Source organism: Streptomyces odontomachi (assembly GCF_024435355.1).
Taxonomy (GTDB): domain Bacteria; phylum Actinomycetota; class Actinomycetes; order Streptomycetales; family Streptomycetaceae; genus Streptomyces; species Streptomyces odontomachi.
In genome coordinates this window covers 64,361-87,493 of record NZ_JAMJWG010000007.1, presented here as the reverse complement: position 1 = coordinate 87,493, position 23,133 = coordinate 64,361, and the positions used below count along the sequence as shown (strand labels likewise).

Genomic DNA, 23,133 nt, shown 5'->3' with positions numbered 1-23,133 from the left:
CGCGCAGGCGGGCGCGGCGCCGTCCGGGCCTCCGCACCACCCCCGTCAGCCCACCCTGACCGACGACCTCACCCGCCGACCCGCCGGGAGAGCACGGGACGCTCCGACCGGCGACGTCGAGCAGGACCCGAGGACCGCCGGCGGCCGATCCACCGGATGGCCGCCCGCAGCACTTCCCCCAGCCGGCCCACCCGCCGGCCCCACCGCTGGTCACCGTCGACCTTCCCGGTGCGACCCGCGCGGGGCCTCCTCACGACGGCCGCCGCACGCCGTGACGCGGCCGTCCGGTGCCGCGCCGACGACACCCGCGCGGCCACGCCATGCCTTAAGAACCGCCGGACGCCCGGACGCCCCGGGCAGGCCCCTCCTTTCCCATGGGCTGTGAAAGGAGCTGACAAGAAAGCCGACAAGAAGGAACACCCACGGGTGAACTGGGACGAATCAGCCCTTCGGGCCCGGCCCACCCCGGCCGACGCCGGCGACACCACCGCGCACGCCGGCCCACTGAGACTCCATGAAGGCAAAACCAAGGGGAGATCATGTCTCGCGAACGTCTTGAGAAGCTTGCCGCCGACCGCACCGAAGCGCTCTTCGAGAAGGTTCCCGGAGCACGGGAGTTCCACAACGGATCCTGGATCGAACGCGAGTACTACAAGCGGCACCTGATCGAGACCGTCCTGCGCATCCGCCTCAACAACGAGGTCGACGCCTACGGTCTGTACAAGGTCGGCTCGAAGGACCACCGACTGGCCGCGACGCTCGCGCAGTACCTCTCCGAAGAGAACAACCACGAGGGCATGTTCCTGCGGGACCTGCGGCACTTCGGCCTCGAGAAGGAAGAGGTCGACGCCATGCGCCCGTTCCCGTCGACCGAGTACCTGATGGGCTACCTGTACTTCGCCATCAACGAGCAGGGCCCCCTGCCGACGGCCGTCTGGAACTGGTTCGTCGAGTGGTACTCGGACCAGTTCAACCCCGGCATCACCAAGAAGGCCGCCGACGCCTTCGGCCTCGACATGGTCAAGGGTTCCCAGGCCCACATCGAGTACGACGAGTCCCACGACCACGACGACCTCATGTGGTCCACGGTCGACCGCGCGGTGCGCGGCTGGGGCGACTTCGCCTCCGCCGAGCGCCTCCTGACGAACTTCATCGACCTCATCGCCCTGTACTTCACGGAACTGCACGCCAGCACCGTCAAGCAGTAGTCACTCGATCGGACCGCGGCGGGCGCGGTCCACATCCGCCCGCCGCGGTCTCACCATGACCCGAGGCAGCCGCCGTACCCGCGTTTCGTGCTCCGCGCAGGGGCAGTGAGGGGTAGTAGGTGTCACCTGGAACGTTCCTCGTGCTCGAACCGGAATCGTCGGGCTTCGACGTCGTCTCGGCGGCGCTGGCCCTCGGCGTTCCCGTCCATGTCGTGACCAGCCGGCCGCCGCACGCCCTGCCCTCCGCGCTGCACGGGGCCGGCGTCACCGTCACCCGGGTCGACACGGACCCCGCCTCGTTCGTCAAGGCCGCCGTGGCGTTCGCCGACGAGCACGAGGTCGTAGGGGTCGCGCCGGGCTTCGACTACGCGGTGCCGGCGGCAGCGGCGGTGGCGGCCGTGCTCGGTCTGCCGGGCATCACGCCGGCGACCGCGGACGTGCTGGGGGACAAGTACCGGATGGAGCAGGCACTGGCCCGAGCCGGTGTCCCGGCGGTGAAGGGGGTGCCCTTCACCCTGGAGGAGACCGGTGCCGACCGGCTGCGGTCGCTGGCCGACCAGGTGGGCTTCCCCGCCGTGCTCAAACCGGTGAACGGCTGCGGCAGCCTGCGGGTGCGTCGCGTGGACGACCTGGCGCAGCTGCGCCGGATGCTGGCCGAGGACGCGGCCGTCGGACCGGTCGAGGACATGGGACGGCTGGTCGGCGAGCAGCTACTGCTCGAACCCTATCTTCAGGGGCCGGAGTTCAGCGTCGAGGGCTACGTGACCGGGGCCGGGCCACGGGTCGTCGCGGTCACCGGGAAGCAGCTCGGTGCCGAGCCGCACTTCGTCGAGGTCGGCCATGTCGTCGAGGCGGACCTGGCGCCGCGGGACCGCGCCGCGTTGGAGAGCGTCACGCTCGCCGCCGTCACCGCACTGGAGTTGACGGCCGGCACCTTCCACCTGGAGGCCCGGCTGACCCCCGCCGGTCCGGTGGTCATAGAGGTCGGGGCGCGGCTCGGCGGCGACCGTATCCACCGGCTCGTCTCGGAGGTCTACGGCTTCTCGCTGCCCGAGGCGATGGTGCTGAGCCTGACCGGACGGCACGTCGCGGAGCCCGGGCCCGCCACCGGGGTGGCCGGGGTGCGCTTCTTCAGCGTGCCGCAGCCCGCCCGGCTCATGGACCCCGTGGGCCTGTACGAACGTCTCACCCTGCTGCCCGCCTGCACGGAGGCCGCCGTCACCTGCGCCTCCGGTGCCGTCCTCACCCCCGCCACCGACTTCCGCCAGCGCTTCGGGCACGCGGTGGTCACGGCGGCCGACCGGGCCGGCCTGGACGCCGCCTTCGCGGCCGTCGACCGGTTGGTGGCCAGCGCGACACGGGAGCCGGTGCCATGCGTGTACTGATGCTGAACCGCTACAGCGACGAGTTCGCCGACTACGGCCGGTACCTGGACCACACGGCGCACCAGGTGTCGTACGTGACGGTCACGGACCACGTACCGATGATTCCGCCGCAGCGCGGGCACATCGAGACGGTCGGCTCCTTCAAGGACCCGGATCCGGTCCTGACGGCGGCCGAGCGGTGCCACCGTGCGGCGGGGCCCTTCGACGCGGTGCTGGCGCTGTCCGAGTTCGACCTGCTGACCGGGGCACGGGTGCGCGAACTCCTCGGGGTGCCGGGCCCGGACGTGCACGCCACCCTGCTGGTGCGCGACAAGACCGTGATGAAGGAGGCCGTCGCCCGGGCCGGGCTGCGCATACCGCGCTACGCCACGGTCCGCTCGGCCGACGACGTCACCGCCTTCGCCCGCTCGTGCGCGGGGCCCGTGGTCGTCAAGCCCCGCACGGGTGCCGCTTCCGTGGGCGTGGTGGTCGTCAAAGACGCCTCGGACCCGCTGCCCGACCTGTCCGGCGGCGCGCAGGACGAGGGGTACGAGGTCGAGGAGTTCCTCGACGGGCCGATCTGGCACGTCGACGGGCTGCGGCACCAGGGCGGCAGCGTCTTCCGGTTGGCCTCCCGCTACCTCGGCACCTGCCACGGCTTCACGCTCGGTGAGCCGCTGGGGTCCGTGGTGGCCCATGACGCGGAGGCCGACGCGGTGGCCGACTTCGCCGACCGCTGCCTGGACGCGCTCGGCCTGGCCGAGGGCCCCTACCACCTGGAAGTCATCCAGCACCCCGACGGACTCGCGTTCCTGGAGGTCGGGGCGCGGGTCGGCGGCGGGGAGATCCCCTTCGTGCTGCACGAGGTGTACGGCATCGACCTCTTCCAGGAGTGGATACGCGTCCTGCTCGGCGAGGCCCCGGTGGGCATACCGGCGTCCGGTCCCGACCCGCAGCTGTACGCGGGCTTCCTGATGCTTCCGGAGCCCGAGGGCCACACCCTGCTCTCCCGGACCAGCATGCTCGGGCGGGTGCCCCACCTGTACGCCGAGGAGTTGCCGCAGCCGGGCCACCACTTCGACGGATCCGGCGGCTACGAGGCCATCCTGGGCCGCTTCCGCTTCCGGGGACCGTCCGCCAAGGACGTGGAACAGGCGATCCTGGAGACGATCGCGTCGTATCACTACGAACTGGCGGGAGACCACTGATGCCTTCGACCACCTTCATCGTCCAGAACCCGGCCGAGGTGATGCCGGTGGAGATGGCGTTGTTCATGGAAGCGGACCCGCCCTACGACCCGCAGCGTGCCGCGGCGGAGTCGGCGGAGCTGCGTGCGGCACTCGCCGCGTACGGGCCGGTGGTGACGGTGCGGCAGGGCCTCACGTCGGTCGAGCGCAAGGAGGTCGTCCGGCTGGCCGAAGAGGCCGTCGGCGCCCTCGACCCCGGCCGGCGCGACGGTGTGCAGCAGGCCTTCGCGCACTGGGCGCAGTCCGACCTCATCGACATCGTGCTCCGCCAGCCGCGCCTGGAGTTGCAGGCCGACCCGGAGCTCGCGGCGATCAGCCCGGACGCGTCGTACGAAAGCTACGTGCTGCGACCGCTGTTCGGGTTGATGTTCCCGCGCGACCACTACGCGGACCTGGGCGGCCCGGTGGCGCTCGGCCGCATCCGGCGCCGTGACCGGGCCCGCGAGACCGCGGTGATGGAGGTGCTGCTGCACCACCTGCGGGGGCGCGGCGCGGACCTGGTGCCCGGGGACGGGCACTACCTGGAGGGCGGTGACGTGGCGGTGGCCGAGCACCTCGCCGTCCTCGGCTGCGGCTTCCGCACCAGCCCGGAGTCGGCCGACGCGCTCGTCCCGCACCTCGCCTCGGCGGACCGGCAGGTCATCCAGGTACGCGACGGCCTGAAGCGCCCGGAGGAGTTCCACCTCGACCACTGGCTCTCGCTGGGCCCCGGTCTCGCCCTGGTGGCCGAGGAACGGCTCGACAGCCCCGCCGTGACGGCCACCCTCCACCGGTCCGACACGCCCACCGGACGACCGGCCCGCTCGGCGGAACCGGTCACCCTGCGCCGGGCGCTGCACGAGACACAGACCCGGATCGTCCCGCTCTCCCCCGCACAGATCGAGCGGTTCGCGGCCAACGCGTTCTTCGTCCCCGGCCGGCGCGTCGCCGTCACGTCTCGGACCGCTTACGAGGAGGTGGCGCCCCTGCTGGAGCCGTGCGAGATCGATGTGGTCCCCGTACCGTTCGACGAGCACCACAAGCAGTTCGGCAGCATCCACTGCGCGGTCAACACCGTCACCACGCCCGCCGACCGCACGGCCACGGAAGAAGAAGCATGACCGAAGACCACACCACCGACACGGCCGCCGCACGCGAGAGAGCCCTGGGATACCTGGCGCTGGCCGCCAGCACCATAGGGATCGGCTCCGCACTCATCTTCGTGCGGCTGAGCGAGGTCGACCCCACCTCCACCCTCATGCTGCGCATGGTGGTCGCCTCCGTGCTGGTCGGGGCAGTGACCGTGCCACGGGGCGGCGGCACCTCCTTACGCGACGTACGCCCCCGTGACCTGACCCTGCTGGTGGTGTCCAGCCTGGTGGCCGGGCTCGATCTGCTGGCCAACCAGTGGTCCGTGCACTTCACCGCGGTCGCCAACACCGCGTTCCTGATGAACCTCTCCCCCGTCTTCGTGCTGCTGCTGACCTGGCTGGTGCTGCGTCAGTCGGTCGCGCTGGCGAAGCAGGCCATCGTGCTGGTCGCCATCGCCGGTGGCGTCCTGGTGGTGATGGGCGGCGCCGACCGGCCCGCCATCGGCCCGCACCACTTCTTCGGTGACGCCCTCGCGCTGTCGTCGGCGGCCTGCTACGCGATCTTCCTGCTGATGACGAAGCACCTGCGGGAGCGTATCCCCACCACCCTCATCATGATCACGAACTCCCTTGTGATGACGGTGATGCTGCTCCCGCTGGCCCTGCTGACCAGCGATCCGATCCTGCCGCACAGTTTCGGCGGCTACACCCTGATCGTCGTATACGCGTTGGTGGCCCAGCTGGTGGGCCACGGTCTGATGACGTACGCGCTGCGCGTGGTCGACGCGGGCCTGGCCTCCATGTCCGCGCTGCTGCGGCCGGTCGTCACCACCGTGCTCGCCTGGGTGGTCCTGGACGAGGCGGTGGGCGCGCTCCAGGTGGTGGGCGGCGTCGTCATCCTCGCCGCCCTCTGCGGCTTCCAGGTGCTGGACGCGCGCCGCCGCACGGACCCCTCTGCGGCGCCCGTCCCACCCGAACCCGGACCTGTGCCTGAACCGGCTCCGGCACCGCCACCGGCCACGAACGCGTCGGCGGCGGACCCGGCCGGGGGAGGTCAGGGCAGGCGTTGAAGCGGTACCCGGCGCCCGGCACCGGAGGCCCGGCGCCGGGCGCCCGCGTCAGTGGCCGCCGGAGGGGCGGTCGCAGCCGGGGTGGTCGGGGTAACCGCCGAAAGCATCCGCCTTGGTGGTCGCCCGGTCCATCGTGCCCTCAACGCACACCGGGTAGGTGTCGAGGAGGAAGCTCACCCCGGTGGGGCCGTTCTGGTACGCCTGCACGGACCCTGCGGCGTAGCCGAGGCGGGTGAGCGCGTCGACGGTGCTCTGCGGCGCGAAGTCACCGCGCTCACGCAGCGGTTCGAGGGCGTGCTCGACGCGCTCGACGGCCGCGAGCCCGTCGCAACGGCGCTGGCCGTGCAGCGGGAAGGGCACCATGAAGCCGTGGTTCTCCGCGTAGTGGTCGGTGGGCGGCGTGGTCGGGTCCGGGGTGGACGCGGTCTTCCGAGGCGTCGGCGAGGGGCTCTCGCCGGGGCACGTGAAGTCCGCCGCCACGCTCGGCGTCGGCACCGGGGTTCGCGCGGGTCCGCCCCCGGTGACCTCGTCCCCCGGTCGAAGCGTTCCGCATCCCGCCACCAGGATGATCGGCGCTGCCAGCGCCAGTACCGCCGTCGGCAGCGTCCGTCTTCGACGGCCCACCGTTCTGATCATCGTCATACCGGGATCTTCCTCCCGTGCCGCGTGGCCGTCATGAGTCCTGGTACTCATGAGTTCGTCATCTTCCGTGCCCTGCGCGCGACAGCGCGGGAGACATGACGCCGCGCACCGAATTCCGCGCGCCTTCCCGTTGTCGAAACGGTCGAACGCCAACACGGGCGGGCCGAGAGGAAGCCGGATCGCGTGAGGCGGCGACGCGAATTCCACGCCGAGCGTTGCCGGTATTGTCCGCCTGGCGCCGGTCGAACAACGGGATGATCCCGTTATTCCTTACTTGTCACCCCGCAGCGCGCCCTCTCCCCTCACCCGAGACGCTTGACATGCCTACGACACAGTGGGTGCTATGGGAGCGCCCCCATCCGGTCCTCGATTTGGCGCTGAACTTCGACCCCGACCAGCTCAGCGACTGGGGCGAGCGCATCTTCCACGGGACCGACGGCATCGGTGAGACCGCCCGCGAGGCCACCGTCTTCCAGAACGGCTGATCACCCGGAACCGACGAGACGGGTCGCCCGGCGGGCGACCCGTCTACCGTGCGGCCATGGCCGAAGCCCCTCACGCACCGCAGCCGCTGCTCTTCCTCGACGTCGACGGGACGCTCCTGCCGTACGGCGGAGCGCACCTGCCGTCCGCCCCGCACGAGTGGGAGCGGTGGCAGGACCTGGCGAACCCGCAGTTGGCGAAGATCGACCTCACGCACGGTCCACGTCTGCTGGCGCTGCCCTGCGCGCTGACATGGGCCACCGCATGGATGGCTGACGCCAACGCGGTGATCGCCCCGCTGCTCGGGCTGCCGCAGCTGCCGGTGGCGGACCTCCCCGACGCACCCGGGGACGACGAGCCGGGCACGCTGCACTGGAAGACCCGGGCCCTGGTGAACGGGGCGGCCGGGCGGCCGTTCATCTGGGTCGACGACGAGATCACCGACCGCGATCGCGCCTGGGTGGGCGCACACCACCGGGGGCGGGCCCTGCTGCACCGCGTCGACTCCCACCGCGGTCTCACCGTCGCGGACTTCGCCGTCCTGGAGGACTGGCTGCGCCACGGCCCGGATCGTGGGGAGGGCAGCTGATCCACGGTGGCCGGGGCCGCCGGCGTCGCCACGACGCCGGCGCACCCCACACACCCGCGCCCTGCTGCCGTCCGCCCCGGTCGCGTACGTCCTGGTCGCGTACGTCCCGGGGCAGCGCCGCCGCAGGGCCGGCGCGCCGCCTCGCGTCAGCAGACGTAGAGGGAGCTCGGGTGGACCTTCTCGCAGTAGCGCACGTGGAGATGGTTGTCGTGGTTGTCGTAGTGCGTGGTCAGGCCCTCGTCGATCAGGGTGGGGTCGTTGAACAGGATGAACTTCACATGGCCGGGGGCGGCGGCGCGTACCGCGTTGACCAGCTCACGGGTGGCCGCGCGGTCGTAGGTGGCGGACTGCCAGGTGATCCGGCCCGCCGTGCACTGCGCGTCGTCCGTGCGGATCGGCCAGATGTCGATGTCCAGGCCCTGGTCGTGGCTGGCGTGGCCCGGAATGGTGCCGCCGTGTTCGAAGCCCGAGTCGCCCATCGGCACCTGGCCGTTGCCGGCCGCGGCATAGGCGGTCGTGGCGGCCTCCAGCTGCGCGATCGCCGCTGCGGTGGCCCAGTTCGCGGCGGTGCCGTTGCCGTCGGGGTCCTGGTCGCACATGTTGGCGGCGGCGAAGTCCGGGCGCTCGTAGTGCCAGGCGAGGTTCTTCCAGGTGACCGGGCCCACGATGCCGTCGGCGGAGATCCCCGCATGGCTCTGGAACGTGGTCACCGCCGAGCGGGTGGCGGCGGAGAAGACTCCGTCCACCGGCAGGCCGCTGCCCCGCTTGGCGTTGAGCAACGACTGCACGGCCTTGACCGCCGGCCCCGAGTCGCCCTCACGCACGGTGGTGGCGAGCGCGCCCCAGGTCAGCGGGCCGACGATGCCGTCCACGCCCAGGCCCTTGCTGGTCTGGAAGGCACGCACGGCGGTGTCCGTGCTCGCCGCGAACACCCCGTCGGCGGTGACGTTCTGGCCCTGTGCCTGGAGCAGGTACTGGATCGCCGTGACGTCGCTGCCCCGGTTGTCGAGGCTCTGCGTCGGGAAGAACGCCGCCGAGAAGGCCTGCGCGGGCTGCACGGCGACGGCCGACAGCAACGCCGCGACGACGGCGAACAGCACGCCCAGCCGGGCCCACACCCCCCTTCGCTGACCGTCGGTGGCGCGTCTGCGGCGTAAGACCTTGGCCCCTGTCACGTTTCCTCCCTCGGTCGATGGCACGATCGAGGCACAGACCTACCGCACCACGGACACCACAGGAAAGAGGGCGGGAGACCCGACCCTTGCGCAACGGTCCGCTCGTGCGGGTTCCGGGCGGTGCGCACCGCCCGGGGCCCGCACGGGGTCAGGCCGGCGGCGGACTCACGGGCTCACCTGGCGAGTTCGGCCGGTTCGTGCAACCGCGTCAGCTTCTCCGGGTTCCGCATCACATAGATCCGGGTGACCCGCCCGTCCGCCACGACGAGGCTGATCGCGGTCGCCTCGCCGTCGATCTCGATCCGGCCGGCGGGCGCGCCGTTGAGCCACACGGAGGTCGGCTCGAACCCGGTCACGACCTGGTGGGCGCGCGCGAGCAGCTTCGCCACCACGTCGGCACCGTGGATCGGTACCCGGGCGGCGGCCACCACTCCGCCACCGTCGGTGATCATGACCACGTCCGGCGCCATGACCTCCATCAGTTCCTGCAACCGCCCGGTGCGCAACGCGTTCAGGAACCGCGCCACCACGGCCTGCTGCTCCGTCCGGGTCACCTGCACCCGCGGCTGGCGGGCCGCGACGTGCTCGCGTGCCCGTCGGGCGATCTGCCGCACCGTGGCCGCGGACTTCCCGACCGCCTCGGCGATCTCGCCGTAGGGCATGTCGAAGACCTCGCGGAGCACGAACACCGCGCGCTCCGCCGGCCCGAGCGTCTCCAGCACGGTCAGCATCGCGATCGAGACGCTCTCCGCGAGCTCGACGTCGTCGGCGACATCGGGGCTGGTCAGCAGCGGCTCCGGGAGCCACTCGCCGACGTAGTCCTCGCGGCTGCGCGACAACGTGCGCAGCCGGTTGAGCGCCTGCCGGGTCACGATGCGCACGAGGTACGCCCGTGGCTCACGCACCTGCGACCGGTCGGCGCCGGCCCACCGCAACCAGGACTCCTGGAGGACGTCCTCGGCGTCGGCGGCCGACCCGAGCATCTCGTAGGCGACCGTGAACAGCAGGTTGCGATGGACGACGAACGGATCCTCGGTCACGCCGGCGACCCTACGCCCGACGTCTCGGCCGGCGCGGCCAGCGGAATCTCGCACGCGGCGGAGAAGCCCTGCGACGTGACCCCCAGCGCCGTGTTGTTCCTGGTCGCGAAGTTGGCGAAGGCGATGAACCCGGTGAGTTCGACCAACGCCGCCGTGCCGATCCGGTCCAGCAGGGCCGCGGACAGCTCGTCGGTGACGGTCGGCGGCGTGTTCGTCATGGCCTCGGCGTACTCCATCACGTCACGCTCCAAGGGGGTGAACACCTCCGACTCGCGCCAGCGCGGCACCTGGCTCGCCTTGGTCAGGTCCAGGTTCTGGTTCTGCGCCTGGAAGTAGCCGATGTCGAGGCACCAGCTGCATCCGACCTGTGCCGCGACGGCCATGTGCGCGAAGGACTTCAGGCTCGCGTCGGCCCCGTTCCAAGCATTCACCCTGGCCCCCATCTCCTGGCCCGCCCGGGCCACTTCGGGGTTGTGCCACGTCGCCTCGAGGGGTTCGGGCACGGCACCGAACTGCTCGATCATGCTTTCCGTGACCTCTGCGCTGAGCTCGGCCTTCGGAACGCGTAGTGCCATCGTGTGCTCCCTGTACGTGTGAGTACGTGTGCGTGTTCGGCATGAAGACACCGCCGGGCCGCCGGATGTGACAGCCGCCGGCGGCGCGCCTCGCACCGCGGTGCGGGGACGCGGGTATTGACACGGCACCGTTCCGTTTCGTTAGGTGGAGCCACACATCGCGTGCAAAACGTTTTGCATCACGCTTTGCACGCACCGCTCCCGGCCGGAGGTGACGCGCGGTGCCCAGCCAACCGGACCGTCCCAGCATCGCGAGCGTCGCCGCGGCCGCAGGGGTCAGCCTCACCACGGTCTCGCACGCCCTCAGCGGCAAGCGGGCCGTGTCGCCGGAGACCCGCGAGCGGATCCTCAAGGCCATCGAGGAGCAGAACTACCGCCCGAACATCGTGGCCAGGAGCCTGCGCAGCCGGAAGACCCATTCGGTGGCGCTGCTGCTCGTCGACATCGCCAACCCGTACTACCCGGCCGTCGCACGGGCCGTGCACGACGTGCTGGCGACCGAGGGCTACGTGTCGTTCATCGGGAACACCGACGGCGAAGCGGCGACGGAACGGCGGCTGCTGGAGGAGATGGCGGCGCGGGGCGTGGACGGCGTGGTGATCCAGCCGATGGCGCTGACCGGTGCCGAGGCGCGCGAGATCGTCGGCCCGGACCTGCCGCTCGTCCTGCTCACCGCGGAGACCGGTGACGTCCCCGCCGATCGCGTCGTGACCGACGACACCAGCGGCCTCACCGAGGCGGTCCGCCACCTGGTGAGCAGGGGCATGCCCGAGATCGGGTTCATCGGCGGCCCGCCCGGCGCGGTCTCGGGACCGCTCCGGCTCGCCGGCTTCGAGGCGGCGATGGCCGCGGCCGGGCTCGAGGTGCGACGGCAGTGGATCGCGCACGCGCCGTTCACCCGCGGCGGCGGCGCGGCGGCCGCCACCAGCCTGCTGCACGGCACCGACCGCCCGCGCGCCCTGCTGTGCGCCAACGACCTGATGGCGATCGGCGCCACGGAGGCCGTGCGCGCGGCCGGCCTGCGGGTCCCCGACGACCTCGCGATCGTCGGGTTCGACGACATCGAGACGGCGGCCCTGGTGACACCCCGGCTGACGACCGTCGTCAATCCCGCCCCGGCCGTCGGCGACGCGTCGGCGCGCACGATCCTCTGGCGCGTCGAGAACGGCCCCGACGCCCCCTACCGACGTGTCCTCCTCCCGACCCACCTGGTCGTCAGAGACTCGGCCTGACGCACCCGCATCCGAAGACCCGAGCAGCCGAAGCCTCCCTCACCTGCCCCCCTTCCCCGCTTTCCCCACCCGTCCCCTACGTCGCCCAGCCCCATCCGGTGCCCTCTGCGGTCCGCGCGCAAAACGTTTTGCGCGCTGGCCCGAGCACCCGCGGCACCCGCCCACCCGCACACCGACAGACAGAAGGAAACCCGAGCCCATGACCCAGACGTCCCCCCGTTCCGCCGTCGGGCTCGCCGAGGCGTACCGGCACAGCACCTTCGACGCGTGCGAACCCCGCGACCTCCTGGTGGACGAGGTCGCCCAGCGCCGCGAGAGCGGGTACGACGTCGACGACGTGGTGCGCGCCGCCAACGCCACCGACCCCGAGGACCGTGCCGCCGTGCTGGCCCTGGTCGACGCGATGGAGGACAGCACCCGGCCGCCCGGCTGGCGTTACGAGGAGCCCGACGCCCTGGACGACATCCGGGCCGCCGTCGCTCCGGCCCCCGCCGCCTCCGGTGCGACGGCGACGGCGGCCGCGACGGACGGCGACCGGTACGCCGACCGCGTGCACGCCGCGTGGCTCGGCCGGATCGCCGGCTGCAACCTGGGCAAGCCGGTCGAGCACGGCGACCACTGGACGGTGGAGCGGATCCGGGAGTACCTGACGCTCGCCGAGGCGTATCCGCTGACCGACTACTTCCCCGTGCTGGACCCCATGCCGGAGGGGTTCGCGTTCCGGGACTGCTGGCCCGAGACCACCCGCGGCGGCATCGACGGGTCGGCGCGCGACGACGACATCGACTACCCGATCCTCGCCCTGCACCTGCTTCAGACGCACGGTCGCGCGCTGCGCCCGGAGCACGTCGGCGAGGCGTGGACGACGCTGTTCCCGGTGCGGCAGATCTTCACCGCCGAACGTGCGGCGTACGTCAACCTCGTGAACGGTCTGCGGGTGCCGCGGGTGGCCCGGTTCCGCAACCCCTACCGCGAGTGGATCGGCGCGCAGATCCGCGGTGACGTCTTCGGCTATGTGAACCCGGGCGATCCCTGGACCGCCGCCGCCCTCGCCTACCAGGACGCGGCCCTGTCGCACACCGGCAACGGCGTGTACGGGGAGATGTGGGCGGCCGCGCTCGTCGCGAGCGCGTTCACCGCGTCCGACGCCGCCGGTGCCGTCGAGGCCGCGTTGACCGTGGTCCCGCCGCGTTCCCGGCTCCACGAGGCCCTCGGCCATGTGCTGCGGCTGCGCGCCGACGGGCTGTCCTGGGAGTCCGCGCTCGCCGACATCCGCGCGGCCTACGGCCACTACTCGTGGGTGCACACCATCAACAACGCGGCAGCCGTCACCGCGGCCCTGCTGTGGTCCGAAGGCGACTACACGAGCGCCGTCGGCAAGGTCGTCATGAGCGGCTGGGACACCGACTCCAACGGTGCGACGGTCGGTTCCGTCGCCGGCATCCTCGCGGGCACCGCGGCGTTGCCGGCGCACCTGATCGAGCCGCTGCACGACCGCACCAGGTCCGCCCTGTTCGGCTTCGACAACTCCGTCATCTCCGACCTGGCCGCCCGCACCGTACGCGTGGCACGCGCCGGCTGAGCCGCTCCCGGCCGCAGGAGGGAAGATGAGCATGTCTGCGATGACCCGCCGCCGGCTCCTGGGAGCGGGCGGTGCGCTCGGTGTGACGGCGCTCCTCGACGCGTGCGGGCCGGCAGGTCCGGGCGGTGCCGGGGACGACCTCACGATCTGGAACAACCTGTCCGACGCGCAACAGAACGACTACTTCCGCGCCCACTTCGCCGAGGCCTACCGCGGCGCGCGCCGGGTGCGGTTCAGCCCGAAGCCGAGCGGCACGATCGACCGGCTGATCCAGACGGCGCTGGCCGCCGGCGGAGGGCCGTCGATCATCGTCACGCCGGGCCCGTCGAGCTTCGTCGCCGCCTACTACTCGGCCGGCTACCTGGCCGACCTCACGCCGTACGCCCGCAAGTACGGCTGGAGCAGGAAGTTCGCGCCGTGGGCGCTGGCCGCCTCCGAGGTCGACGGCAAGCTCGTCACGCTGCCCGCCTCCTACGAGACGATGGCCTTCTACACGAACCCGGCCACGCTCGACGACCTCGGCCTGAAGGCGCCCACCAGCCGCGAGGAGTTCGAGGACTTCTGCACCGAGGCCAAGGGCAGGGGTTACGTTCCGCTCGCCGCCGGCAACGCGGACTACCAGGGCGCCAACGAGTGGTTCGTCGGGGTCGGGCTCAACCACGGCGCGGGGCCTGAGGCGGTGTACTCCGCGCTGGCCGGCGAGACGAAGTGGACCGATCCGGTGTTCGTGGACGCCGTCGACCGGCTCGCCGGGTACTTCAGGAAGGGCTGGTTCGGCGGCGCCGTCGACCTGTACTTCACGAACAGCTTCCCCACGGTCTACCGCCAGCTGGCCACCGGGAAGGCGGCGGCGATGATCTCCGGCACCTGGGAGTTCGCGAACCTGCCCGCGTACTTCGGCAAGGCCGCGGGCAACGACGCCACCTGGGACTGGACGACCCTGCCGGCGCTGGGCGAGCACGTCCCGCGCATCGTGTGGGACCTGGCGATCGGGCAGTCCGCCGGCGTCAACACCAACTTCGGTGACACCGCGGCGGCCGCCGACTACCTGAACTTCCTCACCACCGACGTGCGGACGATCATCACCGGCATCGAGGAGATGAGCTTCGAGCCGCCCCCGATCCACATCCGCGCGGCGGACTTCTCCGCACGCGCCGACCGGCGGATCGCGCGGCTGTACGCGCAGCTGTCGGCGGCGACCTCCATCGGCTACACCACCTGGACGTTCTTCCCGCAGCAGACCGAGACCTACATGATCGACTACTTCGAGAACGTCATCACGGGACAGCTGAGCGCCAAGCAGTACTGCGAGGGCATCGCCACCCGCTTCGCGACGGAGCGGGCCCAGGGCCGGGTGCCCACCGCACCGAAGCCGGGCGGAGGCCTGTCATGACGACCCGTCAGGAAACCCCGTCGACCGCACCATCGGGCACCGTCGCCACCACACCCTCCCACGGCACCGCCGCACCGGTGGCCCGCCGCGGGCCGACCGCCCGGCTGCGCGACCGCAAGGTCGCCGGCTGGCTGTTGCTGCTGCCGCTGATCCTGGTCAACCTGTTCGTCGTCCTCGTCCCGAGCGTCTTCTCGGTGTGGTACTCCTTCACCGACTGGACCGGCATCAGCGACCGCGCAGGCTTCGTCGGCCTGGACAACTACCGCAACCTGCTCGGCGACCCGGAGTTCGTGCAGGGGCTGGTCCACAACATCCTGTGGACGCTGTTCTTCCTGATCGTGCCCATGGCGATGGGACTCTTCGGCGCCTACGCGCTGTCCAGGATCCGCCGCTTCCGGCTGCTGCTGCGCACCCTCTACTTCATCCCGTACATCGTCGCCAGCGTGGTGAACGCGTCCATCTGGCGCAGCATCCTGGACCCGCAGACCGGCATCGGGAACCTGCTGCACATCAACCCGCTCGGTGACCCGCAGCTCGCCCTGTGGTCGGTGGAGTTCGTCAACAACTGGGCGTGGTGGGGGTTCCTGGTCGTGGTCTTCCTCGCCGCGATGCAGGGCGTCGACCCGGTCCTCTACGAAGCGGCGACGGTCGACGGCGCCGGGTCGGTGCGGCAGTTCTTCGCGGTGACCCTGCCGGCCATCCGCCCCACGTTCGCGTTCCTCGGGCTGATGACGATCATCTGGTCGTTCCTCGCCTTCGACTACGTCTACATCCTGACGAAGGGCGGTCCCGCAGGCTCCACCGACCTGCTGTCGACGGTGCTGTACCGGGACGCCTTCTCCAACCTCCAGGGCGGTTACGCCTCGGCCATGGGCGTGGTCATGGCCCTGATCAGCGGTGTGGTGGTCGCCGTCTACCTCGTCGTCCGGAAGGTAAGGAAGTGGGAGACATGAGCGCCGCCGTACCGCCGCACGCGTCCGCCCGGCGGGTCACCGCCGGGCATGCCCCGGGCGGCCGAGCCGCCGGAGCCGGTCCGCGCCGGGTGCCGGCCGGGCGCTGGCTCGTCGGCGTCGTCCTCGCCGGCCTGGCCGTCTTCGCCATCGGCCCGATCGTCCTGTTCTTCTTCAACGCCCTGAAGACGAACGGCCAGTACGCGGCCGACTCCCTCGGCCTGCCGAAGAGCTGGGAGTGGGGCAACTTCGTCACCGCCTGGAACCAGGCCAACATGGGCGCCGGCCTGTGGAACTCGGTCGTGATCGTGCTCGGCACCGTCGCCCTGACCTGCGTCGTGGCGTGCTGCGCCGCCTACGCGCTGGCGCGGCTCGTGGTGCACGGCGCGTCGGTGTTCATGACCTACCTGCTGGTGTCGAGCGCCCTGCCGGCGCAGATGTTCCTCGTACCGCTGTTCTACATGTGGGCGAAGGCCGGTCTCTACGACTCGCGGCTCGGGCTCGTCCTCATCTACTGCGGCCTGTTCTCGCCGTTCGCCACGCTGCTGCTGCGTTCGTTCATGATGGGGCTGCCGCCGCAGATAGAGGAGGCGGCCCGTGTCGACGGGGCCGGTGAGCTGCGCGTCTTCGCCCGTATCGTGCTGCCGAACGTGCTGCCAGGCATCCTCACCGTGGCACTGACGACGGGCCTGTCCGCCTACAACGAGTTCCTGTTCGCGGTGACGATGCTCCAGTCCGAGTCGAAGATGCCGCTGTCGACGACGTTCTTCACCTTCCAGCAGGGCTTCACGCAGAACTTCACGCTGATCAGTGCCGCCGGCTTCATCATGATCGCCCCCATGCTCGTCCTCTTCCTGCTGTTGCAGCGCCGGTTCATCGACGGTCTTGCGAGCTCCGGAATGGGAGGCATGTGAGCCGCGGTTCGGGTACCGCCTGCGTGCTCACCGGGCGGCGAGCCGGGCCCGTATCTCGTCCGCCCTGCCGTGGTGCAGTTCGTCGAGGATCTCCAGGGCCAGCTTCCAGTGCGCCAGCGCCGCGTCCCGGTCGCCGGACGCCTCATGGGTCTCGCCCAGATGGATGAGCGAGTCCGCCTCGTGGTAGCGGTTGCCGAGTTGCCGGTAGCGGGCGATGGCCTGCTCGTAGCAGGCGACGGCGCGCGCCGTCCGGCGCAGGGCGTGGTGGGCGGCGCCCAGGCTGTCCCACACGGCGGCCTGCGAGGAGACGTCGCCGAACTCCTCGAAGACGGCGAGGGCACGGCCGCAGTCGACGAGCGCCTGGTCGGGGTTGCCGAGCAGCAGGTGGTCGCAGCCGATCTGGTTGAGGGCCAGACCCTGCCCGTGCCGGTCGCCGGCGGCGACGAAGAGTGCGTACGCCTCGCGGTCGTGGTCCATCGCCTCCAGGTACCGGCCGCCGCGTTCGGCGGTCATGCTGAGGTTCAGGCAGGTGCGGGCCTGACCGCCGCGGTCGCCGGCCTCCCGGTACAGCTCCAGGGCCCGGCGCAGATGGGCGTCGGCCTCGTCGCAGCGGCCGAGCCGGCTGTGCACGCGGGCGAGGCAGCGATGGGTGTGGGCCTGGCCCGAGCGGTCGCCGAGGCGCTCGGTCGCGGCGAGCGCGGCGCGCTGGGTGTACGCGTAGTCCTGCCAGTGGCCGCGCCGCTCGAAGAAGGTCAGCAACGTCCACGCCAGGCGCCAGGTGTACGCGTCGAGGTGGCCGGCGATCGCCAGGTTGATCGCCGCCAGCAGGGCGGGGTGCTCGGTGGTGAACCAGGCCAGCGCGGCCGCCGTGGACGCCGGGCGCTCCGGTGTCACCGCGCGGGCGCGGGGCAGCGTGATGGGCAGCCGGTGCGGTTCAAGACGCAGGGCCGCGGCGTGCGCGGAGTGCAGGTAGTAGGTCAGCAGCCGCCGGACGGCCGCGCGGCGCTGGGGGCGCGTGTCGACGGTGAGCACCAGTTCGGACGCGTACGCCCGCAGCAGATCGTGCATCTGGTAGCGGTCGGCGCCGGCCGGCCGGATCAGGTAGGCCTGGCACAGCCGGTCCAGCAGGGGCCTGGCGTCGGCGGCCGGCAGTCCGGCCAGCGCCGCCGCCGCTGCCGCGCAGAAGCCGACCGCGCCGTGCAGCCCGAGGAGCCGGAACATCCGGGCGGTGGGCGCCGGCAGGTGCCGGTACGACCAGGAGAGCACGCCGCGTATCGCGGTGCGCCGGTCGCCGCCCGCGTCCAGCGCGTCCAGGCGGCGCTGCTCGTCGGCGAGTTCGGCGACCAGGTCCGGCAGCGGCGTGCCCGGGTGCCCGGCGACGAACTCCGCGGCGACCCGCAGGGCCAGGGGTAATCGTGCGCAGTGCTCGGCGAGCGAGGCCAGCGCCGCCCGGTCGGTACTGGCCCGTGCGCCGATCAGGCCGGTGAGCAGGCCGGTCGCGTGGGACACCGGCAGCGGATCGAGCTCCACGCGCACCGCGCCCTCCCGTGCCACCAGGCCGGCGAGCCGATCCCGGCTGGTCACGAGGGTCAACGACGCGTCGGTTGCGGTCAGCAGCGGCCGGACCTGCTCGACGGTGGCGGCGTTGTCCAGCACGACGAGGAGCCGTTTCCCGTGCGTCACGGTGCGCAGCAGCGCGCCGCGGTCGTCGAGCGCGGAGGGCATGGCCGTGTCGCGTACGCCGAGCGCGCGCAGCAGGCTCGCCATCGCGTCGGCTGCGGGCAGCGGCGGGTCGGGGTCGTAGCCCCGCAGGTCGAGGTAGAGCTGCCCGTCCGCGAACTCCTCGCGCACCCGGTGCGCCCACCGGACCGCCAGCGCCGTCTTGCCGACCCCGGCCATCCCGCACAGGACGACGAGCGCCGCGCCCGCGTCCCGTACCCGGCCGAGTTCGGCGAGCTCCGCGTCACGCCCGACGAAGCCCGGTGCGGCGGCCGGCAGTTGGGCCGGTACCGCTTCCGGGTCGGAGGGTGTGCCGTCGACCGCGCGGCGCCACAGCCGCTCCCACTCCTCGGTCCACGGCTGGCCGAGCTTTCCCACCAGGGCGACCAGCTCGTAGTAGTCGGGGGCGGTGCGCCTGGTTCGGATCAGGTACTGCAACGTGCTCTTGGACATTCCGGTGTGTTCGGCGAACTCGCGGAAGGTCCACCCCCGCTGCCGTCGCGCCGCGTCGAGACGGCGCCCCAACACGCGTACCGGATCGTCGTCGGGCATGGCCCGCCTTCCGTGTCCCACGTTGTCCTAAGCGGTCCTAGGGAGGCTATCAGCGGCCACCACCAGGCGTGAGCATTCATGACATGGACATCACCAGAACACGGGGGACCGCGATCCGGTGGCTCACCGGCGCCATGGTCGCCACCGCGGCATCCGTTCTGATCGCCCCGACCTCCGCCGTGGCGGCCACCGCGCCGCCGTCGCTCCAGGCACCGATGGCGCCGGATCAGACCGGCTACGACGGCTACCTCTGCAACATCGCAAGTCTCTGGATCCGTCAGGCACCCAACGATGGCGCCGTCGGTATCGCGCAGGTGTTCACCGGCAATCCGATGCACGTCTACCGGACGCACAACTCCGATCCGTCGATCCCGGCCGGCTGGGCTCTCGGCTACGGCCGGCCGGGCGGTGGTGCGGCTGTCGACGGCTACTTCAAGGTCGGCTACGTCTGCACGTGAGCTCCCGGACTGCACGTGAGCTCCCGACTTCCACCGAAGGGAACATGATGTCGATCAAGATTCTTGGCTCGGCCCTGGCGACGGCGGCGGCGCTCGGCGTGCTCGCGGTCCCCGCGAACGCCGCTGCACCCGGCGCCTCCCAGCCGGCGATGTCGAGCAAGGCGGCGCCGATTTCCGTGCCCGCCGGGCCGGCACTGGCCGCGGAGGTCCGGACGGTCTGCGCCCAGGACGCGTGGGTGCGGGAATCCGATCTCTCCCACGTCAAGGGGGTCCTCTACTACGGGAACACGATGACCGTCGACCGCTACGTCTGGAAGAGCACCGGCGCCAGCGAGTGGGCGGTCGGCACCGCACACACGACGGCGGGCGACGTGTACGGCTACGTCGAGGTCTACCCGAGCAACCCGTTCTGCTGACGGGGGCGATACGGGCTTGCCGGGCCCCTGCCGTGGCGCCGGTCTTCGCCGGGTGGTGGGGAGTTCGGCGGCCACACACCAGCCAGCCGCGTCACCAACCTGTCCGGTCAGCACACCTAGGCCCACGGCAGTCCGGACCGGTGCCGCCAGTACGCGGGTGCCGGTTCCGCCAGCGCGGACAGCCCTGCGAAGCCGGCGCCGCCCTCGGTGTCCTCGACGGTGCGCAGGGCGGCCGGCGCCGAGACGTTGCCGTCGAGCTGGTCCCGGGTGGCGGCGCCGGAGAGGACCAGGTCGGCCCAGGGCTCGCGGAGCACGGCGGCCAGGGCGAGTGCGTCGGGGGCGGTGCCGGTCCGGGCCGCGAGGTGGCCGAGGGGTGACTTCGCGGCCTCGTGCACCAGGCGGCCGTTGGCGAGGGCCTCCTTGACGATGACGGTGCGTCCCGCGGCGTGCGCCTCCGCGAGCGCGGCACCGGCCGAGGGCTCCAGCAGGTTGTACGTGGCCTGGACGGTGGAGAACAACGGCACGCCCGCGACCGTGACCTCCAGTGCGGCGCGCAGGGCGGCCGGCTGCTCGGGGCCGCTCGTGCTCACACCCACGGTGACGCCTTCGGCGGCCAGGGCGGCGAGTGCCTCCTGGAGTGCACGGTCCGTGAGGACGGGGCTCTGCGGCGTCACGGAGTGGACCTGGTAGAGGTCGAGACGGTCGCCGAGGATGCCCCGGGTCTCGGCCAGCTGCCGGTCGAACATGGCCCTGCTGTGCTCCTTGACCTCGTGCACCTTCGCGTCGACGTGCCAGTCGGCCGTGTAGCGGTAGCCCCACTTGCTGCCGATCACCACATCGCGGATCTCCGGGTGGCCGCGCAGCCAGTCGGCGAGGAACTGCTCCGCCTTCCCGTAGGAGCGGGCGACGTCGAAGTACCGCACGCCGTGCGCGTAGGCCGCGTCGAGCACCTCGTGGGCGCGGGCCTCCATGGCGTGCACGGTCCGCTCGGCCGGCAGGTCCGCCGCCCGGCCGAGGTTGATGTACGCGGGGCGGCCCACCGCCGCCAGGCCGAGCCCGATACGGCCGACCGGGGTGGCGGGGAGACGTTCGAGGGACACGGTCACATCCTCCGCGAGCTGGTTCCTGGCCGCACAGCGCTCACCGTACCGCGGCGCCGCAGGCCGGTGCCGTTGCCGGGCGGCATGCTGCGCGCCCGTCCGCGCCGCGGGCGAGCACGCTCCCGTCCGGCCGGAAACGAGAACCGCCGCCCGAGCGCCCGTGGCGCCCCAGGGGTCCGCCCGCCGGTTTGGCGCCGCCTGCGTGGGTACACAGACGTCGTCCCGAGCCACCGCGTGGAGGCAGGTATGACGGGAGCGACGGGAGCGGGTACGGCCGGCATGCAGTTCGGCATCTTCTCGGTCGGCGACGTGACCCCGGACCCGACCACGGGCCGCAGCCCCACCGAAGCGGAACGCATCCGGGCGACGGTCGAGATCGCCAGGAAGGCCGAGGAGGTCGGGCTCGACGTCTTCGCGACCGGTGAGCACCACAACCCACCCTTCGTGCCCTCCTCCCCCACCACCCTGCTGGGCTTCATCGCCGCGCAGACCGAGCGGCTCATCCTCTCCACCTCGACCACGCTGATCACCACCAACGACCCGGTGAAGATCGCGGAGGACTTCAGCGTGCTCCAGCACCTGTCCGGCGGGCGCACCGACGTGATGCTGGGCCGCGGCAACACCGGCCCGGTCTACCCCTGGTTCGGCCAGGACATCCGCAACGCGGTCCCGCTGACCGTCGAGCACTACGGGCTGCTGCACCGGCTGTGGCGCGAGGAGGCGGTGGACTGGGAGGGCAAGCTGCGCACCCCGCTCCAGGGCTTCACCCTCGTGCCCCGGCCGCTGGACGGGATCCCGCCGGTCGTCTGGCACGGTTCCATCCGCACCCCCGAGGTCGCCGAACTGGCCGCGTACTACGGCGACGGGTTCTTCGCCAACCACATCTTCTGGCCCGCCTCCCACACCCGGCAGATGGTGGAGCTGTACCGCCGGCGGTTCGAGCACTACGGCCACGGCACGGCAGCGCAGGCCATCGTGGGCCTGGGCGGGCAGGTCTTCATGCGGCGCAACAGCCAGGACGCCGTCTCCGAGTTCCGGCCGTACTTCGACGAGGCGCCCGTGTACGGGCACGGCCCGTCCCTGGAGGAGTTCACCTCGCTGACCCCGCTGACGGTCGGCTCACCGGCCGAGGTGATCGAGAAGACGCTGGGGTTCCGCGACTACGCCGGCGACTACCAGCGGCAGCTGTTCCTCATCGACCACGCGGGGCTGCCGCAGAAGACCGTCCTGGAGCAGCTGGACCTGCTGGGTGAGGAGGTGGTTCCGGTGCTCCGCAAGGAGTTCGCCGTCGGCCGTCCTGCCGAGGTGCCCGACGCTCCCACCCACGCGTCGCTGCGCGCGAAGGCGGCGCACACCGCCGAGGCGGACCCCCAGGCACCTCCGGGTGAGCGGGACCGGTGACGCCATGACGAAGCTGACGGTCATCACCGGCGGGCTGCGCGAGCCGTCCTCCACACGGCTCCTCGCCGACCGACTCGAGAGCACGGTCCGCGCCGAGCTGGGCGAGTTGGGCCACACCGTCGAGTCGTCCTTCGTGGAACTGCGGCCGCTGGGTCGCGCGGTCATGGACGCGATGCTCACCGGGTTCCCCACCACGCCGTTGGAAGAGGCCTTCGAAACGGTCGCGGGCGCCGACGGGGTCATCGCGGTGACACCCGCCTTCAACGCCTCCTACAGCGGGCTGTTCAAGTCGTTCTTCGACGTCCTGCCGGAGGAGGCGCTGTCGGACATGCCCGTGCTCATCGCCGCCACCGGTGGCACCGAACGGCACTCCCTCGTCCTCGAGCACGCGCTGCGCCCGATGTTCTCCTACCTGCACGCCATCGTCTCCCCGCGGGGCGTCTACGCCGCCACGGACGACTTCGGCTCCGAGGGTGCCGCCGGCGCGGGTACCGCCCTCGGCGAGCGCATCAGGACCGCCGCGGCCGACTACGCCCGCCTGGTCGACGGCTGCGGCAGCCACAAGCGGCGTGACGCCTTCGCGGACGACGTGGCGGCGATGCAGCACCTCCTCGGCGGCTCCCGCTGACCCCGCCACCGGCACGTCGGAGCACGTCGGTGAGCTGGGCTGACGCACCCGTGCAACCGGCGAGCGCCCTACCTGCGCCCCCGGTCGGCCGCGGACCGTCGAACGTATGGCGGCCATCAGGACACGTACCTGCGACGGGGAGTGTGCACGATCGCTCCCCTTCGACGAACTCACCCCGGTGTCGGACGCCCCCGGCCACTACCTGTGCGACGCATGCGCCGAGACCAGTCCCTACCTCCTCGACCACCTCACGCCCGACCGCTGGCCCCCGTCCGACGACAGCGGGCCCACCCCGCCCGTCGACGCTCCCGGACCCCCGCCATGA

At 71.8% G+C, this 23,133-nt stretch carries 23 protein-coding genes; 17 read left to right on the top strand and 6 right to left on the bottom strand.

The features are described 5' to 3' along the window. The first annotated feature begins 539 nt into the window (after positions 1 to 539). The 5 genes from NQO67_RS16765 to NQO67_RS16745 all read left to right on the top strand — a co-directional run bounded on the left by NQO67_RS16765 (position 540) and on the right by NQO67_RS16745 (position 5,959). Positions 540 to 1,208: a heme oxygenase-like domain-containing protein gene (locus NQO67_RS16765; RefSeq protein ID WP_255950795.1), complete on the top strand. Its 669-nt coding sequence runs from the start codon at positions 540 to 542 to the stop codon at positions 1,206 to 1,208. Positions 1,209 to 1,327: 119 nt separating this feature from the next. Next, positions 1,328 to 2,593, top strand: coding sequence for an ATP-grasp domain-containing protein (locus NQO67_RS16760; protein ID WP_255950794.1), 1,266 nt, complete (start codon positions 1,328 to 1,330; stop codon positions 2,591 to 2,593). Then, the gene (locus tag NQO67_RS16755; protein WP_255950793.1) at positions 2,581 to 3,780 is read left to right on the top strand and encodes an ATP-grasp domain-containing protein; all 1,200 of its coding nucleotides are present in this window, start codon (positions 2,581 to 2,583) and stop codon (positions 3,778 to 3,780) included. Before NQO67_RS16760 ends, NQO67_RS16755 begins: the two co-directional genes overlap by 13 nt. Continuing rightward, positions 3,780 to 4,919: an arginine deiminase family protein gene (locus NQO67_RS16750; RefSeq protein WP_255950792.1), complete on the top strand. Its 1,140-nt coding sequence runs from the start codon at positions 3,780 to 3,782 to the stop codon at positions 4,917 to 4,919. The genes NQO67_RS16755 and NQO67_RS16750 overlap by 1 nt, the downstream gene beginning before the upstream one ends. Beyond that, positions 4,916 to 5,959 carry a DMT family transporter gene (locus NQO67_RS16745; protein ID WP_255950791.1) on the top strand — a complete coding sequence of 348 codons (1,044 nt, stop codon included), beginning with the start codon at positions 4,916 to 4,918 and terminating at the stop codon, positions 5,957 to 5,959. Before NQO67_RS16750 ends, NQO67_RS16745 begins: the two co-directional genes overlap by 4 nt. Positions 5,960 to 6,007: 48 nt before the next feature. Here the strand turns inward: NQO67_RS16745 and NQO67_RS16740 are convergent, their stop codons facing one another. Next, positions 6,008 to 6,601 (bottom strand): hypothetical protein, encoded by a 594-nt coding sequence (locus tag NQO67_RS16740; protein ID WP_255950790.1) that lies wholly within the window; start codon positions 6,599 to 6,601, stop codon positions 6,008 to 6,010. A 320-nt stretch (positions 6,602 to 6,921) separates the two neighbouring features. Between NQO67_RS16740 and NQO67_RS16735 the strand changes: the two genes are divergently transcribed. After that, on the top strand, positions 6,922 to 7,086 hold the full coding sequence (locus NQO67_RS16735) for a hypothetical protein (RefSeq protein ID WP_255951035.1): 165 nt from the start codon (positions 6,922 to 6,924) through the stop codon (positions 7,084 to 7,086). A 56-nt stretch (positions 7,087 to 7,142) separates the two neighbouring features. Next, complete coding sequence (locus NQO67_RS16730; RefSeq protein ID WP_255950789.1) at positions 7,143 to 7,673, top strand: HAD domain-containing protein; 531 nt, start codon at positions 7,143 to 7,145, stop codon at positions 7,671 to 7,673. A gap of 146 nt (positions 7,674 to 7,819) precedes the next feature. On the opposite strand, the gene NQO67_RS16725 is transcribed toward NQO67_RS16730, so the two are convergent. The 3 genes from NQO67_RS16725 to NQO67_RS16715 form a co-directional block, all read right to left on the bottom strand. Further along, positions 7,820 to 8,848: a peptidoglycan-binding domain-containing protein gene (locus NQO67_RS16725; RefSeq protein ID WP_255950788.1), complete on the bottom strand. Its 1,029-nt coding sequence runs from the start codon at positions 8,846 to 8,848 to the stop codon at positions 7,820 to 7,822. A 173-nt stretch (positions 8,849 to 9,021) separates the two neighbouring features. Further along, on the bottom strand, positions 9,022 to 9,888 hold the full coding sequence (locus NQO67_RS16720; protein WP_255950786.1) for an RNA polymerase sigma-70 factor: 867 nt from the start codon (positions 9,886 to 9,888) through the stop codon (positions 9,022 to 9,024). Further along, complete coding sequence (locus NQO67_RS16715) at positions 9,885 to 10,463, bottom strand: carboxymuconolactone decarboxylase family protein (RefSeq protein WP_255950785.1); 579 nt, start codon at positions 10,461 to 10,463, stop codon at positions 9,885 to 9,887. Before NQO67_RS16715 ends, NQO67_RS16720 begins: the two co-directional genes overlap by 4 nt. Before the next feature lie 221 nt (positions 10,464 to 10,684). Here NQO67_RS16715 and NQO67_RS16710 point away from each other — a divergent pair, with 221 nt between their 5' ends. The 5 genes from NQO67_RS16710 (at position 10,685) to NQO67_RS16690 (ending at position 16,534) form a co-directional block, all read left to right on the top strand. Continuing rightward, complete coding sequence (locus NQO67_RS16710; protein WP_255950784.1) at positions 10,685 to 11,695, top strand: LacI family DNA-binding transcriptional regulator; 1,011 nt, start codon at positions 10,685 to 10,687, stop codon at positions 11,693 to 11,695. A gap of 199 nt (positions 11,696 to 11,894) precedes the next feature. Beyond that, on the top strand, positions 11,895 to 13,277 hold the full coding sequence (locus tag NQO67_RS16705; RefSeq protein WP_308295669.1) for an ADP-ribosylglycohydrolase family protein: 1,383 nt from the start codon (positions 11,895 to 11,897) through the stop codon (positions 13,275 to 13,277). A 25-nt stretch (positions 13,278 to 13,302) separates the two neighbouring features. Beyond that, positions 13,303 to 14,670 (top strand): ABC transporter substrate-binding protein, encoded by a 1,368-nt coding sequence (locus NQO67_RS16700; protein WP_255950783.1) that lies wholly within the window; start codon positions 13,303 to 13,305, stop codon positions 14,668 to 14,670. Then, positions 14,667 to 15,623: a carbohydrate ABC transporter permease gene (locus NQO67_RS16695; RefSeq protein WP_255950782.1), complete on the top strand. Its 957-nt coding sequence runs from the start codon at positions 14,667 to 14,669 to the stop codon at positions 15,621 to 15,623. Before NQO67_RS16700 ends, NQO67_RS16695 begins: the two co-directional genes overlap by 4 nt. Continuing rightward, positions 15,620 to 16,534 carry a carbohydrate ABC transporter permease gene (locus NQO67_RS16690; RefSeq protein ID WP_255950781.1) on the top strand — a complete coding sequence of 305 codons (915 nt, stop codon included), beginning with the start codon at positions 15,620 to 15,622 and terminating at the stop codon, positions 16,532 to 16,534. Before NQO67_RS16695 ends, NQO67_RS16690 begins: the two co-directional genes overlap by 4 nt. Before the next feature lie 27 nt (positions 16,535 to 16,561). Here the strand turns inward: NQO67_RS16690 and NQO67_RS16685 are convergent, their stop codons facing one another. Next, the gene (locus NQO67_RS16685) at positions 16,562 to 18,805 is read right to left on the bottom strand and encodes a tetratricopeptide repeat protein (protein ID WP_255950780.1); all 2,244 of its coding nucleotides are present in this window, start codon (positions 18,803 to 18,805) and stop codon (positions 16,562 to 16,564) included. An 83-nt stretch (positions 18,806 to 18,888) separates the two neighbouring features. Here NQO67_RS16685 and NQO67_RS16680 point away from each other — a divergent pair, with 83 nt between their 5' ends. Together NQO67_RS16680 and NQO67_RS16675 are read left to right on the top strand one after the other, a co-directional pair. Beyond that, positions 18,889 to 19,263: a hypothetical protein gene (locus tag NQO67_RS16680; protein ID WP_255950779.1), complete on the top strand. Its 375-nt coding sequence runs from the start codon at positions 18,889 to 18,891 to the stop codon at positions 19,261 to 19,263. Positions 19,264 to 19,310: 47 nt separating this feature from the next. Continuing rightward, positions 19,311 to 19,679, top strand: a complete 369-nt coding sequence (locus tag NQO67_RS16675) for a hypothetical protein (RefSeq protein WP_255950778.1) — start codon at positions 19,311 to 19,313, stop codon at positions 19,677 to 19,679. A gap of 116 nt (positions 19,680 to 19,795) precedes the next feature. Here the strand turns inward: NQO67_RS16675 and NQO67_RS16670 are convergent, their stop codons facing one another. After that, positions 19,796 to 20,779: an aldo/keto reductase gene (locus NQO67_RS16670; RefSeq protein ID WP_255950777.1), complete on the bottom strand. Its 984-nt coding sequence runs from the start codon at positions 20,777 to 20,779 to the stop codon at positions 19,796 to 19,798. 279 nt (positions 20,780 to 21,058) lie between these two features. Here NQO67_RS16670 and NQO67_RS16665 point away from each other — a divergent pair, with 279 nt between their 5' ends. The 3 genes from NQO67_RS16665 to NQO67_RS16655 all read left to right on the top strand — a co-directional run bounded on the left by NQO67_RS16665 (position 21,059) and on the right by NQO67_RS16655 (position 23,133). Next, entirely contained in the window at positions 21,059 to 22,180 is a 1,122-nt protein-coding gene (locus tag NQO67_RS16665) for an LLM class flavin-dependent oxidoreductase (protein ID WP_255951018.1), read from the top strand. Positions 22,181 to 22,184: 4 nt separating this feature from the next. Beyond that, positions 22,185 to 22,808, top strand: coding sequence for a CE1759 family FMN reductase (locus tag NQO67_RS16660; RefSeq protein WP_255950776.1), 624 nt, complete (start codon positions 22,185 to 22,187; stop codon positions 22,806 to 22,808). Between the two features lie 106 nt (positions 22,809 to 22,914). Further along, positions 22,915 to 23,133, top strand: coding sequence for a hypothetical protein (locus NQO67_RS16655; protein WP_255950775.1), 219 nt, complete (start codon positions 22,915 to 22,917; stop codon positions 23,131 to 23,133).